Source organism: Cupriavidus sp. 01L46 (assembly GCF_056399905.1).
In genome coordinates this window covers 1-13,129 of the sequence record NZ_JBFTSF010000236.1, presented here as the reverse complement: position 1 = coordinate 13,129, position 13,129 = coordinate 1, and the positions used below count along the sequence as shown (strand labels likewise).

Genomic DNA, 13,129 nt, shown 5'->3' with positions numbered 1-13,129 from the left:
GCAGCAGGACGTTGCGCAGCGCATCCGTCATCGGCCAACCCTCCGGCCGTCGGCATCGATCACGCGCTCGCCATCTTCCTTGGCAAAGGCGCCGCGCTGCGGCGATGGCAGGATGTCCAGCACCACTTCCGATGGCCGGCACAACCGCACCCCGAGCGGCGTCACCACAAACGGCCGGTTGATCAGGATCGGGTGCGCCTGCATGGCGTCGAGCAACTGGTCGTCGGTGAGCGCCGGATCGCCCAGGCCGAGTTCGGCGTAGGGCGTCCCTTTCTCACGAAGCGCTTCGCGTACCGTCAGCCCGGCACTGGCGATCATCGCCTTGAGCACCGCGCGCTCCGGGGGTTGCGTGAGGTACGCGATGACTTCGGGCTCGATCCCGGCGTTGCGAATCATCGCAAGCGTATTGCGCGACGTGCCGCAGTCGGGGTTGTGATAGATCTGGACATGCATGCTTGACTACCTTGATGGATGTGTCTGGATGCCGGCTTCGTACCAGGGCTGCGAGCGGTTGACGATGCGCACCACCAGCAACATGACGGGCACCTCGATCAGCACGCCCACCACGGTGGCCAGCGCCGCGCCCGACTGGAAGCCAAACAGGCTGATGGCCGTGGCAACGGCCAGCTCGAAGAAATTGCTCGCGCCGATCAGGCTGGACGGGCCGGCCACGCAATGCGCGACGCCAAGCTTGCGATTGAGCAGATAGGCCAGCCCCGAGTTGAGGAACACCTGGATCAGGATCGGCACGGCCAGCATCGCGATCACCAGCGGCTGGTTGACAATAGCCTGTCCCTGGAAGCCGAACAGCAGCACCAGCGTGGCCAGCAGCGCACTGATGGCGTAAGGGCCGAGCGCCGCCACCGCCCGCCGATAGGCCGCGTCTCCCCGTGCGAGAAGCGCCCGGCGGATGACCTGCGCCACGGCCACGGGAACGACGATGTAGAGCGCGACGGAGATGACCAGGGTGTCCCACGGCACCGCGATGGACGACAGGCCCAGCAGCAGCGCCACCACCGGCGCGAAGGCGACCACCATGATGGCATCGTTCAACGCGACCTGCGATAGCGTGAAATACGGATCGCCCTTGCAGAGCTGCGACCACACGAACACCATCGCCGTGCACGGCGCGGCCGCGAGCAGGATCAGCCCGGCGACRTAGCTGTCGAGCTGGCCGGCGGGCAGCCATCCGGCAAAGACGTGCCGCACGAACAGCCAGCCCAGCAGCGCCATCGAGAACGGCTTCACCAGCCAGTTCACGAACAGCGTCACGCCGATGCCACGCCACTCGCCGGCCACCTGGCCCATCGCCCCGAAATCGATCCGGATCAGCATCGGGATGATCATCACCCAGATCAGCGCGCCAACCGGCAGGTTGACCTGCGCCACCTCCATGCTGGCCACGGTGGCGAAAAAGCCGGGCATGGCCTGCCMCAGCGCGATCCCCGCGACGATGCACAGCGCCACCCACAGCGTCAGGTAGCGCTCGAAAAAACCAATGGCCTGCGCGGGCGCATCCGCCACAACGGGCTGCGCGGATTCAGCGTGCCGCATCGGGGGCCTCCGGCTTGGCATCGCAGCACGCCGGCGCAGCGGGCGCCTCGCATGGCGCCCCGCCACAGCAGTTCTCGGTCAGGAAGGCAACGAGGCCGCTCATGGCCGCAAAGTTGGCCGAATAGATCACGAAGCGGCCGTCCTGGCGGGAAGCCACCAGTTCCGCATGGGACAAGTCCTTCAGGTGAAACGAGAGGCTGGAGGGCGAAATGCCGACCTGTTGAGCGATGTCGCCGGCGGCGATGCCCCTCGGGCCCGCCACCACCAGCGCGCGGAAGATGGCAAGACGGGATTCGTGGGCAAGGGCGCCAAGGGCGCGTACGACCAGGTTAGAGTTCATGCCCCGGATCATAACGCCATCATTTCAATATTTCAACAATCATTGAAATGATAAGGATGGGCACATCGAGCGGTCCGCTAGCCGCCGCCTGGTGCCTGGTGCCCGGCCAAAACAGCTTATGTCGCTTCAAGCACCGAGAGAATATTGCCGGCCGGATCCTTGAACCAGGCGATGACGGGGCCGCCCTCGCTGCGGCAGATGCCCCGCTCGTCGGTCTTCAGCCCGGGCAGGTCGTAGGTCTCGAAGCGCACGCCGAGCTTGCCGAGTGTCTCCACGGCCTTGTCCACGCTCTTCACCGGGAAATTCAGCACCGTGAACGTCGCAGGCACGTGGTTCGGCTTGGGATAAAGCAGCACGTTGTTGCCGCCGGCGATATACAGGGTCAGCAAGCCCCCGCTCGCGGATACTTCCAGCCCCAGCGTACCGCCATAGAAGTCCGTGGCCTTGGCGATGTCGTCGACCGAGAATCCGCTGAATGCATGACTGTCGCGCAACATGGCGTACTCCTTGAAATCACTTCCGCGCATGCGGAAACAAAACCGGCCCGCTCGCGCYGGAGCGGCCTACGGGCCAGTATTGTTCATCGCGGCGGGGGACTCAAGGCGGGCGAGGTAACAAAGCACGGCGCGCAATCCTGCCTGCGCTCACTTCGGGCTTGCAGGCTCCGCCGCTTCGGTGCGCTGGAGCGCACGGCTGCATTTGCGCAGAAGCCGCGCAGGCGATTGCTCTGCCTCAAGCGCCTTCGACGCGGCGATCAGCATCGCAGGCAAGGCAGGATCGCGCCTTGTCGCGTCCATGGCCGCCTGATCGTCGGCACCCAGCTTGCCAAGCTCCGCCGACAAGGCTGCCTCGTAGCGCGGCGCGTTCGCGGGATCCAGCTTCGCGCATGGTGGTGTTCGCGCCTCTGACGGGCAACGCCTCAGGCCGCCGCATCCGCCCCACCCCTGACCGGCAGCCAGATTTCCACGGTGCCCGTTCCTGCCACCGGATCGAAGTCCGCGCTGTAGCGCTCAAACTCAGGCGCATGCCCGGCCTGAAACCCGGACGCCGGCAGCCATTGATGCCAGATGCGGTGAAACGTCTCGTGCAGTGTCGAGACATCGCCTGCATGCACGAATAYGGCGTAGCGCTGCGGCTCGATCTTGATGCAGCGAAACGATGACGGCAGTCCATCCGGGCTGCTCACTTCCACGCCGGCCACATACTCGAAGCTGCCGTCGTCCCGAGGGTTGCAGCACAGGCCGTAGGTCATCCCGCCCACCTGGCCCGGGACTTTGCCAATGGACGGGCCGAGCGCTTCCCAGAGCGCGGGGATGCCGCCGTTCGTTTCCAGGGTGAACCGCGCGCCGAGGCCCGCTATCCAGAATGCGCGGCCGGCTTCAAAACGTGGGGTGGGGGGAAGAGCGGTCGAGTTCGGTTCATGCATGCGTTGTGGCTCGGAGAAATTGCAGTCCATAGGAGATATGTGGCGTGCGCGGCGCCAAGCATAGCGCAAACGCCGCCGGCACTTGATGCGCCCATTCGAACCTCGTGCCATGCCTTGGTTAGCGAAATATATCGATATGAGCGGGAATTACCCATATAACGCAGCGCAAAGCCGGCGTCCTGACCAACCAAGGAGGGCGTTCGGTGAATGAAGCGCTGTCCGCCAGCACCGGCGAGTGGCATCGAGGTCCGGCAGTGGCAGGCTTAGGGCTCAGGGCTCAGGGCTTGGGCCGCAAGCTCAAGGCTTGGCCAGCAGCTTGATCAGGCCGTTGATCTCGGCCTCGCAGGCCTTGGCCGCGCGTAGCTCCGCGGCGCGGTAGAGCCGGATCGCTTCCTCGCCCACCGGCGTGAGCACGGTGCCGCCGCCCTGCGCGCCGCCATGCTCGGAATCCACTGCCGGCTTGGCCAGCGAGCGGTTGATCTCGTTGAGCAGATCCCAGGCCCGCTTGTAGGACATGTCGAGGTGTTTCGCCGCGGCGGAAATGGAGCCGCATTCGCGGATCGCTTCCAGCAGCGCGATCTTGCCGGGGCCAATGGCGATGGTATCGCCCAGCATCACGCGCATGCGAAACAGCGCCTGCGGCGTATCCGGGCTGACCGAGGTTCGGGAGCGAGCAAGTTTGACCATGGCGGCATGGTACCCCGGCGGCCTCCCCAGCGGAATATGCGCGCGATGCAATAGCGCCTATGTGGGCATCGCCATACGATCCGCAAAGCGTTATGTTACAGTGAATATAACGAAAAGAAATAAGCGGCAGAGGAGATCCACATGCTCAAGATGAAGCGTCCGGTGTCCGTATGGCTCGGCACCGCCTTTGTGCCACTGTGCCTGGTAGCCTGCGGCGGCTCCGACGCCGAGACACCGGCCATGGCAGCCACCCCGGTAACGCAGCCTGTGCAAGCCCAGCGGCAGCTCCAGGTCGGCGGCGCGCTGGACCGGCCCGCCACGCTAACGCTCGCGCAGCTCCAGGCGCGTCCGGCCGCCACCCAGGCCGTCAGCTTCTCGAGCGGCTCCGGCGCGCAAACCCACACCTATGTGGGCACGGCCTTGTGGGACCTGCTCGATGGCATGGGCATCCAGGTGAATGCCGCCGTCAAGAACGACGTGCTCGGCAAGTACGTGCTGGCGACCGGCGCCGATGGCTACAAGGCGGTGTTCTCGCTGGGCGAGATCAAGCCGGATTTTGGCAACCGGGCCAGCCAGGTTGTCTATGGCGAAACGGTGAATGGCGTCGCGACCCCGCTCACGGCCGATGGACTGCTGCGCGTGACCGCGCCGGGCGACGGCAAGGGCGGCCGCTATGTCTCCGGCCTGCTGCGGCTGGATGTGCGCGCGTCCGGCTCCACGGCCATGGGCACGGGCGGCGCGCCGTCCACCCTCCTCACCGTGACGGGCGCGGTCAAGCAGCCCGGCACGTTCGACCTGACCGCCCTGAAAGCCCTGCCGGTGGTCACGCGCACGGTGGGCGCCAACACCTACACGGGCGTGAGCTTGTGGGATTTCCTGAACACCACGGTCGGCCTCGCCACCAACCCGGCGGTGAAGAACGACGTGCTGGCCATGTATGTGGTGGCAACCGGCAGCGACGGCTACAAGACCCTGGTCGCGCTGGGCGAGGTCGAGCCTGGCTTTGGCAACCAGCCGGACCTCATCGCCTATGCCGTGGACGGCGCGCCGCTGGGCGCCAACGGCTTTGCCAGGCTGGTGATCCCCAACGATGGCAAGGCGGGCCGCTACGTCTCCAAGCTGATCAGCCTGGAAGTGTTCGCGGCGCCGGCTGCCCAATAGGCGCCATTGCTCGGCACGCTTATGCGCGCGCGGCCAGCAAGACGCTGGAGGCCTTGAAGATGGCGACGGCCGCGCCGCCTTGCACCAACCCGAGGCTGGTCACGCTGTCATTGGTGATGATGGCCACGATCTCACCGCCMTGCGCCAGGCCGATGGACACCTCCGCATTCACCGCGCCGGTCTTGATGCCCGATACAGTGCCGGCAAGCTGGTTGCGCGCGGAGAGCAGCATGTCCGGGTCGGGCACGCCCACGATCACGGACGATGCCTTGATCAGCGCGACGGCTTCCTTGCCGACAGCCAGCCCGAGGCGCTTCGTGCTCTCGGCGGTGATGGTCGCCACGATGCGCACGCCGCCGGCAATCTCCAGCTCGATTTCGTCGTTCACCGCGCCTTTGTGGACTGCGCTGACCTTGCCGCTCAATTGGTTTCTTGCACTGGTTTTCATGTTGTTCGCGCCTCGTCATGCCGGCGGCCATCGCCCGGCCGCATGGGTCCCGGCCTGTCGCGCCCGGGTGCCTGGTCGGCAGATCATAGCGCGTTCACATCCCTTCGCCATGCCGTCCTTCCTGATAACCATTCTTGCTCAGGCCCGGACGTAGACCCACGCCTGAACGCCTGACTTCAGCGTCACCGCGATGCGCTTGTAGTCCGAGACTTCATAGGCATCGGCGGATGCCAGCTCCTGCGCGGTGATCTCGAAGACCATGCCGGCCACCTCATCGTTGGGATCCGAGCTGGGCTGGACAATCGGATGGTGCGTCTTTCCGCTGGTAGCAACCACGGCAGGGTCATCGATGGCAACCATCGACTGCGAGTAGCCGGGGATGGCGTCATGGCGACCGGCCAGCTCGCGGCCGAAGTTGGCGATCTGCACCGCCTTGTCTTGCAGCGTTCCGTAGGAAAAAAGCAGTACAGCCGTATCTTTCGCATCCACCATCATCACCACTCCTTTTGATCTGCCTGTCTGGCGCTGCAATTCTAGGGCATGCCCGGTGGTTGCTGGCAGCGCTGCCTTACCGGCCTGCGGCGCGCTGCGCCACCGCTCCACACCCGTTATATTCAATGATATATTTCGCTAACCGAACGGGAAGCCTGACGTTGCCCCTCTCCGAGGCACGGCAACGCGCCACCCTGCCCGTCTTCTCCCACGTGAGGCCCGCATGCACACGCCACCGTTTCGCCTTGCTCACGCCAATGGCATTGGGGCCGCGCTTGGCCACGAGCAGCCACCGGCCGCCGGTTGCTGCACGCCAGCCCAAGCGCAGGGCCGCGCGGTACGGCGGCGCACGCGCCTTGCCGAGCTGGACTCGCACCTGCACTGCTCGGTGATCGGCACCTGCATGACCACCAGCGAGCTGCGCAAGCTGGTACCGCGCTTCACCACGCTGGACCGGCAACGCGCCACCGACCTCGAGATCCACCACGAAGCGGTCAAGCTTTCCAGCGCGGGCGGCGAGGGTTGCAAGGCGTTCCAGAAAGCGCTCGATGAGCGCTACGCGAGCACATTGAAGCGTTTCGGCGCAGCCAAGGATGCGGATGCCGTGCGCAAGCTCTGGGACGACGCCGTCGGCAGCGGCGACATCCCGCCGGCTTACTGGGCGGTGATGACGCACCCTGAAGCCAGCACCGCGGTTCGCCAGGCGGCATTTGGCGAGGTGCATATGCTATCGCACCTGGTGGGTGCGGCGAATCGCGCCGACATCCGCCGGCTGATCGCGCTGGAAGAAGAAAACGCCACGCTGCGGGACAAGCTCGAGCGCCAGCAGGAGCGCCTGCAGGCGTTGAGCACTCGGCATGAAATCGCGATCCGCCAGATGAGCGATCAGCTCAGCCAGCTGAACGCGCGCGCGGACCGGCAAACTGGGCCGTGCGGCACGGATACGGATACGGATACAGATACGGCATTGCAGATGCTGCGAGAGAGCCTGGCGGCTCGCGATGGGGAACTCGCACTGCAGGCAAGCCGCCGCGAAGCCGCGGAGCAACGCGCCATGCGCGAACACGAGCAGATGCAGGCCGTGCGCGCGCAGCTTGACGACACACTGGCCCAGCTGAAGATCAGCCGCGCCGAATCGGAAGCCATGGAACGCGCCATGCTCCCCGCCGCGGCACAAGGGGAAGAGCGCCACGCCGGGCTGCGCCAGCTACAGGGAAAACGCATTGTCTATGTGGGCGGACGCCCGGGCGCCAACCACACCCTGAAATCGCTGGTGGAATCCACCGGCGGCCAGCTCGTGCTGCACGACGGCGGCATCGAGGACAGGAAGGGCCTGCTGGCGGCAACCGTGGCCCGCGCGGACATGGTGGTGTTTCCCGTCGACTGCATCGACCATGACTCCATGAACATGCTCAAGCGCGTCTGCGAGCGCCATCAGGTGGCCTACTATCCTTTGCGAACCGCCAGCGTGGCCAGCTTTGTCGAGCTGACCACGCGCGTCAGCGCAGCGGCGTGGCAAGAAGCCGGCGCCGTAGCTGCCGGCGGCTAGCCACATGCGCGCAGGCGGAGCCTGAACGACCGGCGCGCTCAGGTTGTAGAAACGCCGGCGCCATGGCGCCGGCGTTTCCCATGGCGCTAACGTATCAGGGCTTGGTGCCGCCCAACCCGCCAAGCAATCCGCCGARCAGGCCACCCGTGCCCGCATTGCCGGCGCCCGCCGTGCCAGTTGCGCCAGTTGCGCCGGTTGCGCCTGCCAACACATTGGTGACCGGCGCCAGCGCATTGGTCAGCGAGCCAGGCAAGGCACCGGGCAGCGCGCCGCCGCCGCTGCCCGTGGCGTGCGTCACCGTGCCGAGGGTGTTGTTGAGCAGGCTGGTCACTGGCGCGAGCAGGCCCGACGCCGGCGTATTGCCCGGTGCCAGGCCACCCGTCAGCCCGCCCGTCAGCCCGCCAAGCAGGTTCGTGACCGGAGCCAGCGGGCTAGTGCTATTGCCAGTGCCGCCCGTGGGGGCGTTGACCAGCCCGCCCAGCGCGGACACCGTATTGCCGGTGGACGTCACGATGCCACCCAGGCCGGATACCACCGGCGCATTGGTCTGGGTGACCGTAGTGCCAACAGTGCCCACCGTACCGCCAACAGTGCGCAGCAAATTGTCGACGACGGAGCCCAGGCCGGTCGCTGCGCCCAGGGTCTGCGTGGCGCCGGTCAGCGTGGAGGTCAGCGGCACGATCGCCTGGCCGAGCGTGCCCGTGATCTGGGTCACCGGATTAGTGATGGCCTGCGGTCCCGCGCCACCMACGATCTGGCCAGCCTGGCTGACGATGGATGCCACAGGCGTGGTGACGGCAGCCAGCGGGCCGGTGCCCACCGCGCCGACGGCACTGCCCACGCTGCTGATTGCGGTGCCGAGCTGATTGAGTGCCGAGGCACCGGTCGCGCCGGTGAGCCCCGTGCCGCCGGTGGCGCCCGCGGAACCCGCAGGCCCGGTAGCGCCAGTGGCGCCCGAGGGGCCGTTGGCACCCGTCGTGCCCGTTGCCCCCGTTGCCCCTGTGGCTCCGGTAGCGCCGCCTGCTCCGGTGGTGCCAGTGGCGCCGGTGGCGCCTGTCGCTCCCGCTGCGCCGTCCGATCCGTTCGTCCCCGCGGCGCCGGCAGCCCCGGCATCGCCCTTGGCACCTGCGCTGCCGGCCGCACCGGTGACACCAGCGTTGCCCGCCGCTCCCGTATTGCCCGTCGGGCCTGTGGCGCCGGTCTTGCCCATGGCGCCGTCGGATCCGTTGGCACAGCCGCCAAGCAGCACCAACGCGCCCAATGTGATACCAAGGAAATATTGCTGATTGCGCACGGTCAGACCTCTCTGGTTATGGCGTTGAATCGTCAAATAGTGGCCTAGACGCAATAGTTATGCCCGAGGTGAAAAGCGTTTTTCCCCGTGCCGCGCGCGACCGTGCTCATGGACCTGGAACCCGCTTGTGGATTGGCTTTGCGGGAAATGGATGAAGCCGGGATCGTGCGTTTGAAGCGCGCCCTGCGCGCGCCTGTTCCGTTACGCGTTACGTAACGTCTCACCGGCTCCGCCGCCAATCGAGCCGAAGACATGGGCGCCTGGCACGCGCGCGCCAAACCCGGGGTTTATCCGGATCGGCAACTGCCAAGCGGCGACAGTCTTGCGCCGGCACGCTGCAGATAATCGCTCCAGGCAACGGACTGCGGCATCGGCCGCAGTGTTCCGCAAATTGCCCGCCACGGAGCTTTCAGCATGACCACACCTCTCTCCCCCGATCTCAAGACGCGCCGCGAGCGCCTGGTGCTTGACCACTTCGCCGATGAGACCCGCCAGGATTTCGATGCCGTGCTCGCCACCTTCCCGCACCCGCACTACGAGCTGATTCCCAGTGGCGAAGTGCATGACGGCATCGACACTGTGCGCCAGTACTACCTCGACAGCCGCCTGGCCTTCCCCGACCAGCGCCACGAGATCATCCAGCTGCGCCACACGGACGATGCCGTGATCGTGGAGTTCTGGCTGCTGGKCACGCACCGTGGCCCGTTGCGGGGCTTGCCGCCGACGGGTAATGCGTTTCGCTGCCGCATGATCGCGCTGTTCATCTTCGAGGGCGAGCGCCTGGTTTGCGAGCGCGTGTATTTCGACACGCTGACGATGCTGCGCCAGCTGCTTGCCGGCACGCCGCCGGACACGCTGCCCCAGCTGATCGGCGGCCTGCTGGGCCAGCCGGATGCGCGCCAGGCCGAAGCCGCATAGAAAGAAAAACAAGAACCACAGGAGACAACCCATGAAACGCGAACCCGATCCGAYAGGCCTGCTGCCGATCTCCGACTTTGACGGTGCCCGCAGCGCCAGCGCGCCACAGGACCGCCTGCGCGCGCTGCGCCGCGGCGCAGCGCAGTTTCGCGAGCAGTTCCTGGAAGCGCCGCCGGTTCGGTTCGCGCGCAGCTTCAACCTGCTACGGGTTCCCTATCCGGCCTGGTACGCCTTTAACGGCGTGTACTCGCAGCAGATGCTCAAGCCGCACCTGATCCACCTGCTGTCGCGCATGGCGCTGATCCAGTACGAGGACTTCGCGGGGTGCCTGCGCACACTGCTGTTTACCCCCGCGGACTTCGAGGCCGGCGCCGAGACGCCCTACTTCAAGCGCATGAGCACGCAGACGCCGCGGTTCCTGCATAGCACCATCGCCCCCGTCTACGGCACGGTGCTGCAAGCGCTGGCACGCTGCGGCGTGGCGCCGGAGCAGATCGACTACATCACCTACGATCACCTGCACACGCAGGACGTGCGCCGCTGGCTCGGCAGCGGMGCGAGCCGCGGATTGCTGCCCAACGCGAGGCTTCTGGTGCACCGGCAGGAGCTGGCCAGCGTGCAGGGCCTGCTGCCGGTGCAGGCCGACTGGTACTGCCCCAATGGCCTGGCGGACGTGCCGCGGGAGCGCGTTGTCGCTTTCGACGGCAGCGTGCACCTGGGCCACGGCCTGGCGCTGGTGCACACGCCAGGGCACACCGAAGGCAATCACTCGCTGGTCTATCGCACGCCCGACGGCATCCGCGTGAGCAGCGAGAACGGTGTCAGCGCGGACAGCTGGTCGCCAGAGCATTCGCGCCACAACGGCATCCGGCGCTTTGCACGCGCCACCGGGGCCGAGGTGATCCTGAACGGCAATACGCAGGAGAGCAGCAACGACCAGTACCTGTCCATGGTGCTGGAGAAAACCATCKCGGGCGCCTCCGAGGCGCATCCGTTCAGCAACGTCGTGCCATCGTCCGAGTGCACGCCGTACTGGCTGTTCCCTGGCGCGCCGTCCAGCCACCTGTGGGGCGAGACCGAGTTCGGCCACCCGACCAGCACGCGGGCAGACCGGAGGGCTTCGCGATGAACACCGCTACCCTCACCAAGCCGGCCGGCGCGGCCGCCGCCGATCCGGCCAGCGACGCCGAGCTGTTCCGCAAGATCACATGGCGGCTGCTGCCGTTGCTATGCGTGTGCTATGTCTTCAACTACCTGGACCGGACCAACGTTGGTTATGCGCAACTGCAGATGCGCGAGGACCTCGGCTTTGGCGATGCTGTCTTTGGCCTGGRCGCGAGCATCTTCTTTCTCGGCTATGCGCTGTTCGAGGTGCCCAGCAACCTGATGCTGGCGAAGATCGGCGTGCGGGCTACGCTGCTGCGCATCATGGGGCTGTGGGGACTGGCGTCCGCGGCCATGATCTTCGTGAGCACGCCCACGCAGTTCTATGCGTTGCGGTTCCTGATCGGCGTGCTGGAGGCCGGGTTCGCGCCGGGGGTGCTGTTCTACTTCACGCTCTGGTACCCGTCGCGGCGCCGGGCACAGGTGACGGCGCTGTTCTTCATGGCCTATGGCGCCGCGCCAATCGTGGCCGGGCCGCTGGCGGGGCTGGTGATGACGTTCCTCGATGGCGCGTGGTCCTTGCAGGGGTGGCAGTGGCTGTTCCTGCTTGAGGGGATACCGAGCGTGATGCTGGGCGTCCTGGCCTTCTTCATCCTGTCGGACGGCCCTGCGCAGGCACGGTGGCTCAGCGCCCCCGAGCGGCAACGCGTCGTCCGGCTGCTGGAGGAGGACCAGGCCGCCAACGGCGTGCGCGCGGCCCACGGCTTTGGCGCCGCGATGCGCGACCGGCGCGTGTGGATGCTCGGCCTGATCTCGTTTCTCGCCATCCTGGGCATCTATGCCTTGTCGTTCTGGCAGCCCACGCTGTTGAAGATGATGGGGCTGAGCGTGCTGCAGGTGGGGTTTTACGCGGTGGTGCCGGCGGTCGCCGGGATTGCGGCCTCCATCGTTGTGGGCCGCCATTCTGACCGCACGGGCGAGCGGCGCTGGCATTTTGCCGTGGCGGCGCTGGTTGGCGCGCTGGGCTTGTCGCTCACAACGCTGTTMATGCACGACCCGCTAGCGGCGGTGCTGTGCCTGGCGCTGTCGTCGGCGGGCATCTCCAGCGCCTTCACGATTCTCTGGTCCGTGCCGGGCAGCATCCTGGCGGACCGGGGCGCGGCTGCCGGCATCGCCATGATCAGCACGATCGGCAGCAGCGCGGGCCTGGTGGCGCCGGTCATGGTGGGCGCCATCAAGGCGGCCACCGGCGGCTTCATCTATAGCCTGTACATCCTCAGCGCGGCCCTGATGCTGGCCGCGCTGCTCTTCGTGCTGGCGTTTCCCATGCGCATGGCTGCGCTTGAAACACGCGCCGCGCGTTAAGCGTTGCCGCGGCGTGCATCCAGGCTGAAGCGGCCTGCACCGTAGACCACGATCTGCAGCAGGCCGCCGGCCATCGCGATGTTCTTGAAGAAGTGGATGAACTGGTTCTGGTCCGCCAGGTTGGCATGGAAGGCCAGCGCGGTCGCCACGCTAAAGACGGCCAGGATGGCAGCCACCAGGCGGGTGCGGTATCCCAGCACCAGGGCGATGCCGCCCGCCACCTCCACGGCGATGGCAATGGCCAGCGCCACCTGCGGCAGCGGCAGGCCGACCGACTGGATGTAGCCGATCATGGCGGCCGGCGCGGCCAGCTTGGACGCGCCGGAGAGCAGGAAGATGGCGCTGATCAGGACACGGCCCAGCACTGCCACGCCGGCTGCGGCGGGTGTATCGGCACGGGCGTTGGCCTGGGTGTTGGTCTGGGTATTGAGTTGGGCGGCTTGGGACATGGTGGTTCTCCATTCGATGCGGCCGCACGGTCATGGCAGGCCGGTTGAGTCAGGGGATCAGGGTTCGGGTTCAGGGTCTGAATCGGGTAATGCATCCGATGGGCCTAAATGTAGGCGGGTTTTTACGTCCGCGAAACTGGGATAATATGGATCGAAACGTTCGACAAAATCGATAAGATGCCAAATCCCGGTACGCCCACGCTGGATCAACTGAAGGTGTTCCTGACCGTGGTGGACGTCGGCAGCTTTGCCGGCGCGGCCCGCAAGCTCAGCCGGGCGACCTCGGTCATCAGCTACACGATCGCCAACCTGGAGAATCAGCTCGGCGTGGCGCTGTTCGAC

At 66.4% G+C, this 13,129-nt stretch carries 17 protein-coding genes; 6 read left to right on the top strand and 11 right to left on the bottom strand.

The window, feature by feature from the left end; translation table 11 throughout:
• Positions 1–27: 27 nt before the first annotated feature.
• From arsC to AC1DS3_RS29300, 7 genes are all read right to left on the bottom strand, one after another.
• Positions 28–453, bottom strand: coding sequence for an arsenate reductase (glutaredoxin) (gene arsC, locus AC1DS3_RS29330; protein WP_441636336.1), 426 nt, complete (start codon positions 451–453; stop codon positions 28–30).
• 6 nt (positions 454–459) lie between these two features.
• Positions 460–1,554, bottom strand: a complete 1,095-nt coding sequence (arsB, locus tag AC1DS3_RS29325) for an ACR3 family arsenite efflux transporter (RefSeq protein ID WP_477128485.1) — start codon at positions 1,552–1,554, stop codon at positions 460–462.
• Positions 1,541–1,894 (bottom strand): ArsR/SmtB family transcription factor, encoded by a 354-nt coding sequence (locus tag AC1DS3_RS29320; protein ID WP_441636340.1) that lies wholly within the window; start codon positions 1,892–1,894, stop codon positions 1,541–1,543. The genes arsB and AC1DS3_RS29320 overlap by 14 nt, the downstream gene beginning before the upstream one ends.
• 116 nt (positions 1,895–2,010) lie before the next feature.
• Positions 2,011–2,391, bottom strand: a complete 381-nt coding sequence (locus tag AC1DS3_RS29315; RefSeq protein WP_441636342.1) for a VOC family protein — start codon at positions 2,389–2,391, stop codon at positions 2,011–2,013.
• Between the two features lie 147 nt (positions 2,392–2,538).
• Entirely contained in the window at positions 2,539–2,736 is a 198-nt protein-coding gene (locus AC1DS3_RS29310; RefSeq protein ID WP_477128484.1) for a hypothetical protein, read from the bottom strand.
• 77 nt (positions 2,737–2,813) lie between these two features.
• The gene (locus AC1DS3_RS29305; protein WP_477128483.1) at positions 2,814–3,320 is read right to left on the bottom strand and encodes a GyrI-like domain-containing protein; all 507 of its coding nucleotides are present in this window, start codon (positions 3,318–3,320) and stop codon (positions 2,814–2,816) included.
• A gap of 297 nt (positions 3,321–3,617) precedes the next feature.
• Positions 3,618–3,944 carry a winged helix-turn-helix domain-containing protein gene (locus tag AC1DS3_RS29300; protein WP_441636475.1) on the bottom strand — a complete coding sequence of 109 codons (327 nt, stop codon included), beginning with the start codon at positions 3,942–3,944 and terminating at the stop codon, positions 3,618–3,620.
• Positions 3,945–4,148: 204 nt separating this feature from the next.
• On the opposite strand from AC1DS3_RS29300, the gene AC1DS3_RS29295 reads away from it, so the two are divergent.
• Positions 4,149–5,168, top strand: coding sequence for a molybdopterin-binding oxidoreductase (locus tag AC1DS3_RS29295; protein ID WP_441636348.1), 1,020 nt, complete (start codon positions 4,149–4,151; stop codon positions 5,166–5,168).
• A gap of 19 nt (positions 5,169–5,187) precedes the next feature.
• On the opposite strand, the gene AC1DS3_RS29290 is transcribed toward AC1DS3_RS29295, so the two are convergent.
• On the bottom strand, positions 5,188–5,616 hold the full coding sequence (locus AC1DS3_RS29290) for a TOBE domain-containing protein (RefSeq protein ID WP_477128482.1): 429 nt from the start codon (positions 5,614–5,616) through the stop codon (positions 5,188–5,190).
• A 138-nt stretch (positions 5,617–5,754) separates the two neighbouring features.
• Positions 5,755–6,111, bottom strand: coding sequence for a gamma-glutamylcyclotransferase family protein (locus AC1DS3_RS29285; protein ID WP_441636352.1), 357 nt, complete (start codon positions 6,109–6,111; stop codon positions 5,755–5,757).
• Positions 6,112–6,331: 220 nt separating this feature from the next.
• On the opposite strand from AC1DS3_RS29285, the gene AC1DS3_RS29280 reads away from it, so the two are divergent.
• On the top strand, positions 6,332–7,657 hold the full coding sequence (locus AC1DS3_RS29280) for a DUF2325 domain-containing protein (RefSeq protein WP_441636354.1): 1,326 nt from the start codon (positions 6,332–6,334) through the stop codon (positions 7,655–7,657).
• 94 nt (positions 7,658–7,751) lie between these two features.
• Here the strand turns inward: AC1DS3_RS29280 and AC1DS3_RS29275 are convergent, their stop codons facing one another.
• On the bottom strand, positions 7,752–8,951 hold the full coding sequence (locus tag AC1DS3_RS29275) for a collagen-like triple helix repeat-containing protein (protein ID WP_477128481.1): 1,200 nt from the start codon (positions 8,949–8,951) through the stop codon (positions 7,752–7,754).
• A gap of 414 nt (positions 8,952–9,365) precedes the next feature.
• Here AC1DS3_RS29275 and AC1DS3_RS29270 point away from each other — a divergent pair, with 414 nt between their 5' ends.
• From AC1DS3_RS29270 to AC1DS3_RS29260, 3 genes are read left to right on the top strand one after another with little or no spacing between them, the layout of a single operon-like run.
• Entirely contained in the window at positions 9,366–9,869 is a 504-nt protein-coding gene (locus AC1DS3_RS29270) for an ester cyclase (RefSeq protein ID WP_477128480.1), read from the top strand.
• A gap of 31 nt (positions 9,870–9,900) precedes the next feature.
• Positions 9,901–10,998: an MBL fold metallo-hydrolase gene (locus tag AC1DS3_RS29265; protein WP_477128479.1), complete on the top strand. Its 1,098-nt coding sequence runs from the start codon at positions 9,901–9,903 to the stop codon at positions 10,996–10,998.
• Positions 10,995–12,338 (top strand): MFS transporter, encoded by a 1,344-nt coding sequence (locus tag AC1DS3_RS29260; protein ID WP_477128478.1) that lies wholly within the window; start codon positions 10,995–10,997, stop codon positions 12,336–12,338. The genes AC1DS3_RS29265 and AC1DS3_RS29260 overlap by 4 nt, the downstream gene beginning before the upstream one ends.
• Here the strand turns inward: AC1DS3_RS29260 and AC1DS3_RS29255 are convergent.
• Positions 12,335–12,787 (bottom strand): DoxX family protein, encoded by a 453-nt coding sequence (locus AC1DS3_RS29255; RefSeq protein ID WP_441636364.1) that lies wholly within the window; start codon positions 12,785–12,787, stop codon positions 12,335–12,337. The two genes, AC1DS3_RS29260 and AC1DS3_RS29255, sit on opposite strands and share 4 nt — an antisense overlap.
• Before the next feature lie 177 nt (positions 12,788–12,964).
• Between AC1DS3_RS29255 and AC1DS3_RS29250 the strand changes: the two genes are divergently transcribed.
• Positions 12,965–13,129 (top strand): helix-turn-helix domain-containing protein (locus AC1DS3_RS29250; protein ID WP_477128486.1); only part of this gene is annotated, 165 nt, incomplete at its 3' end.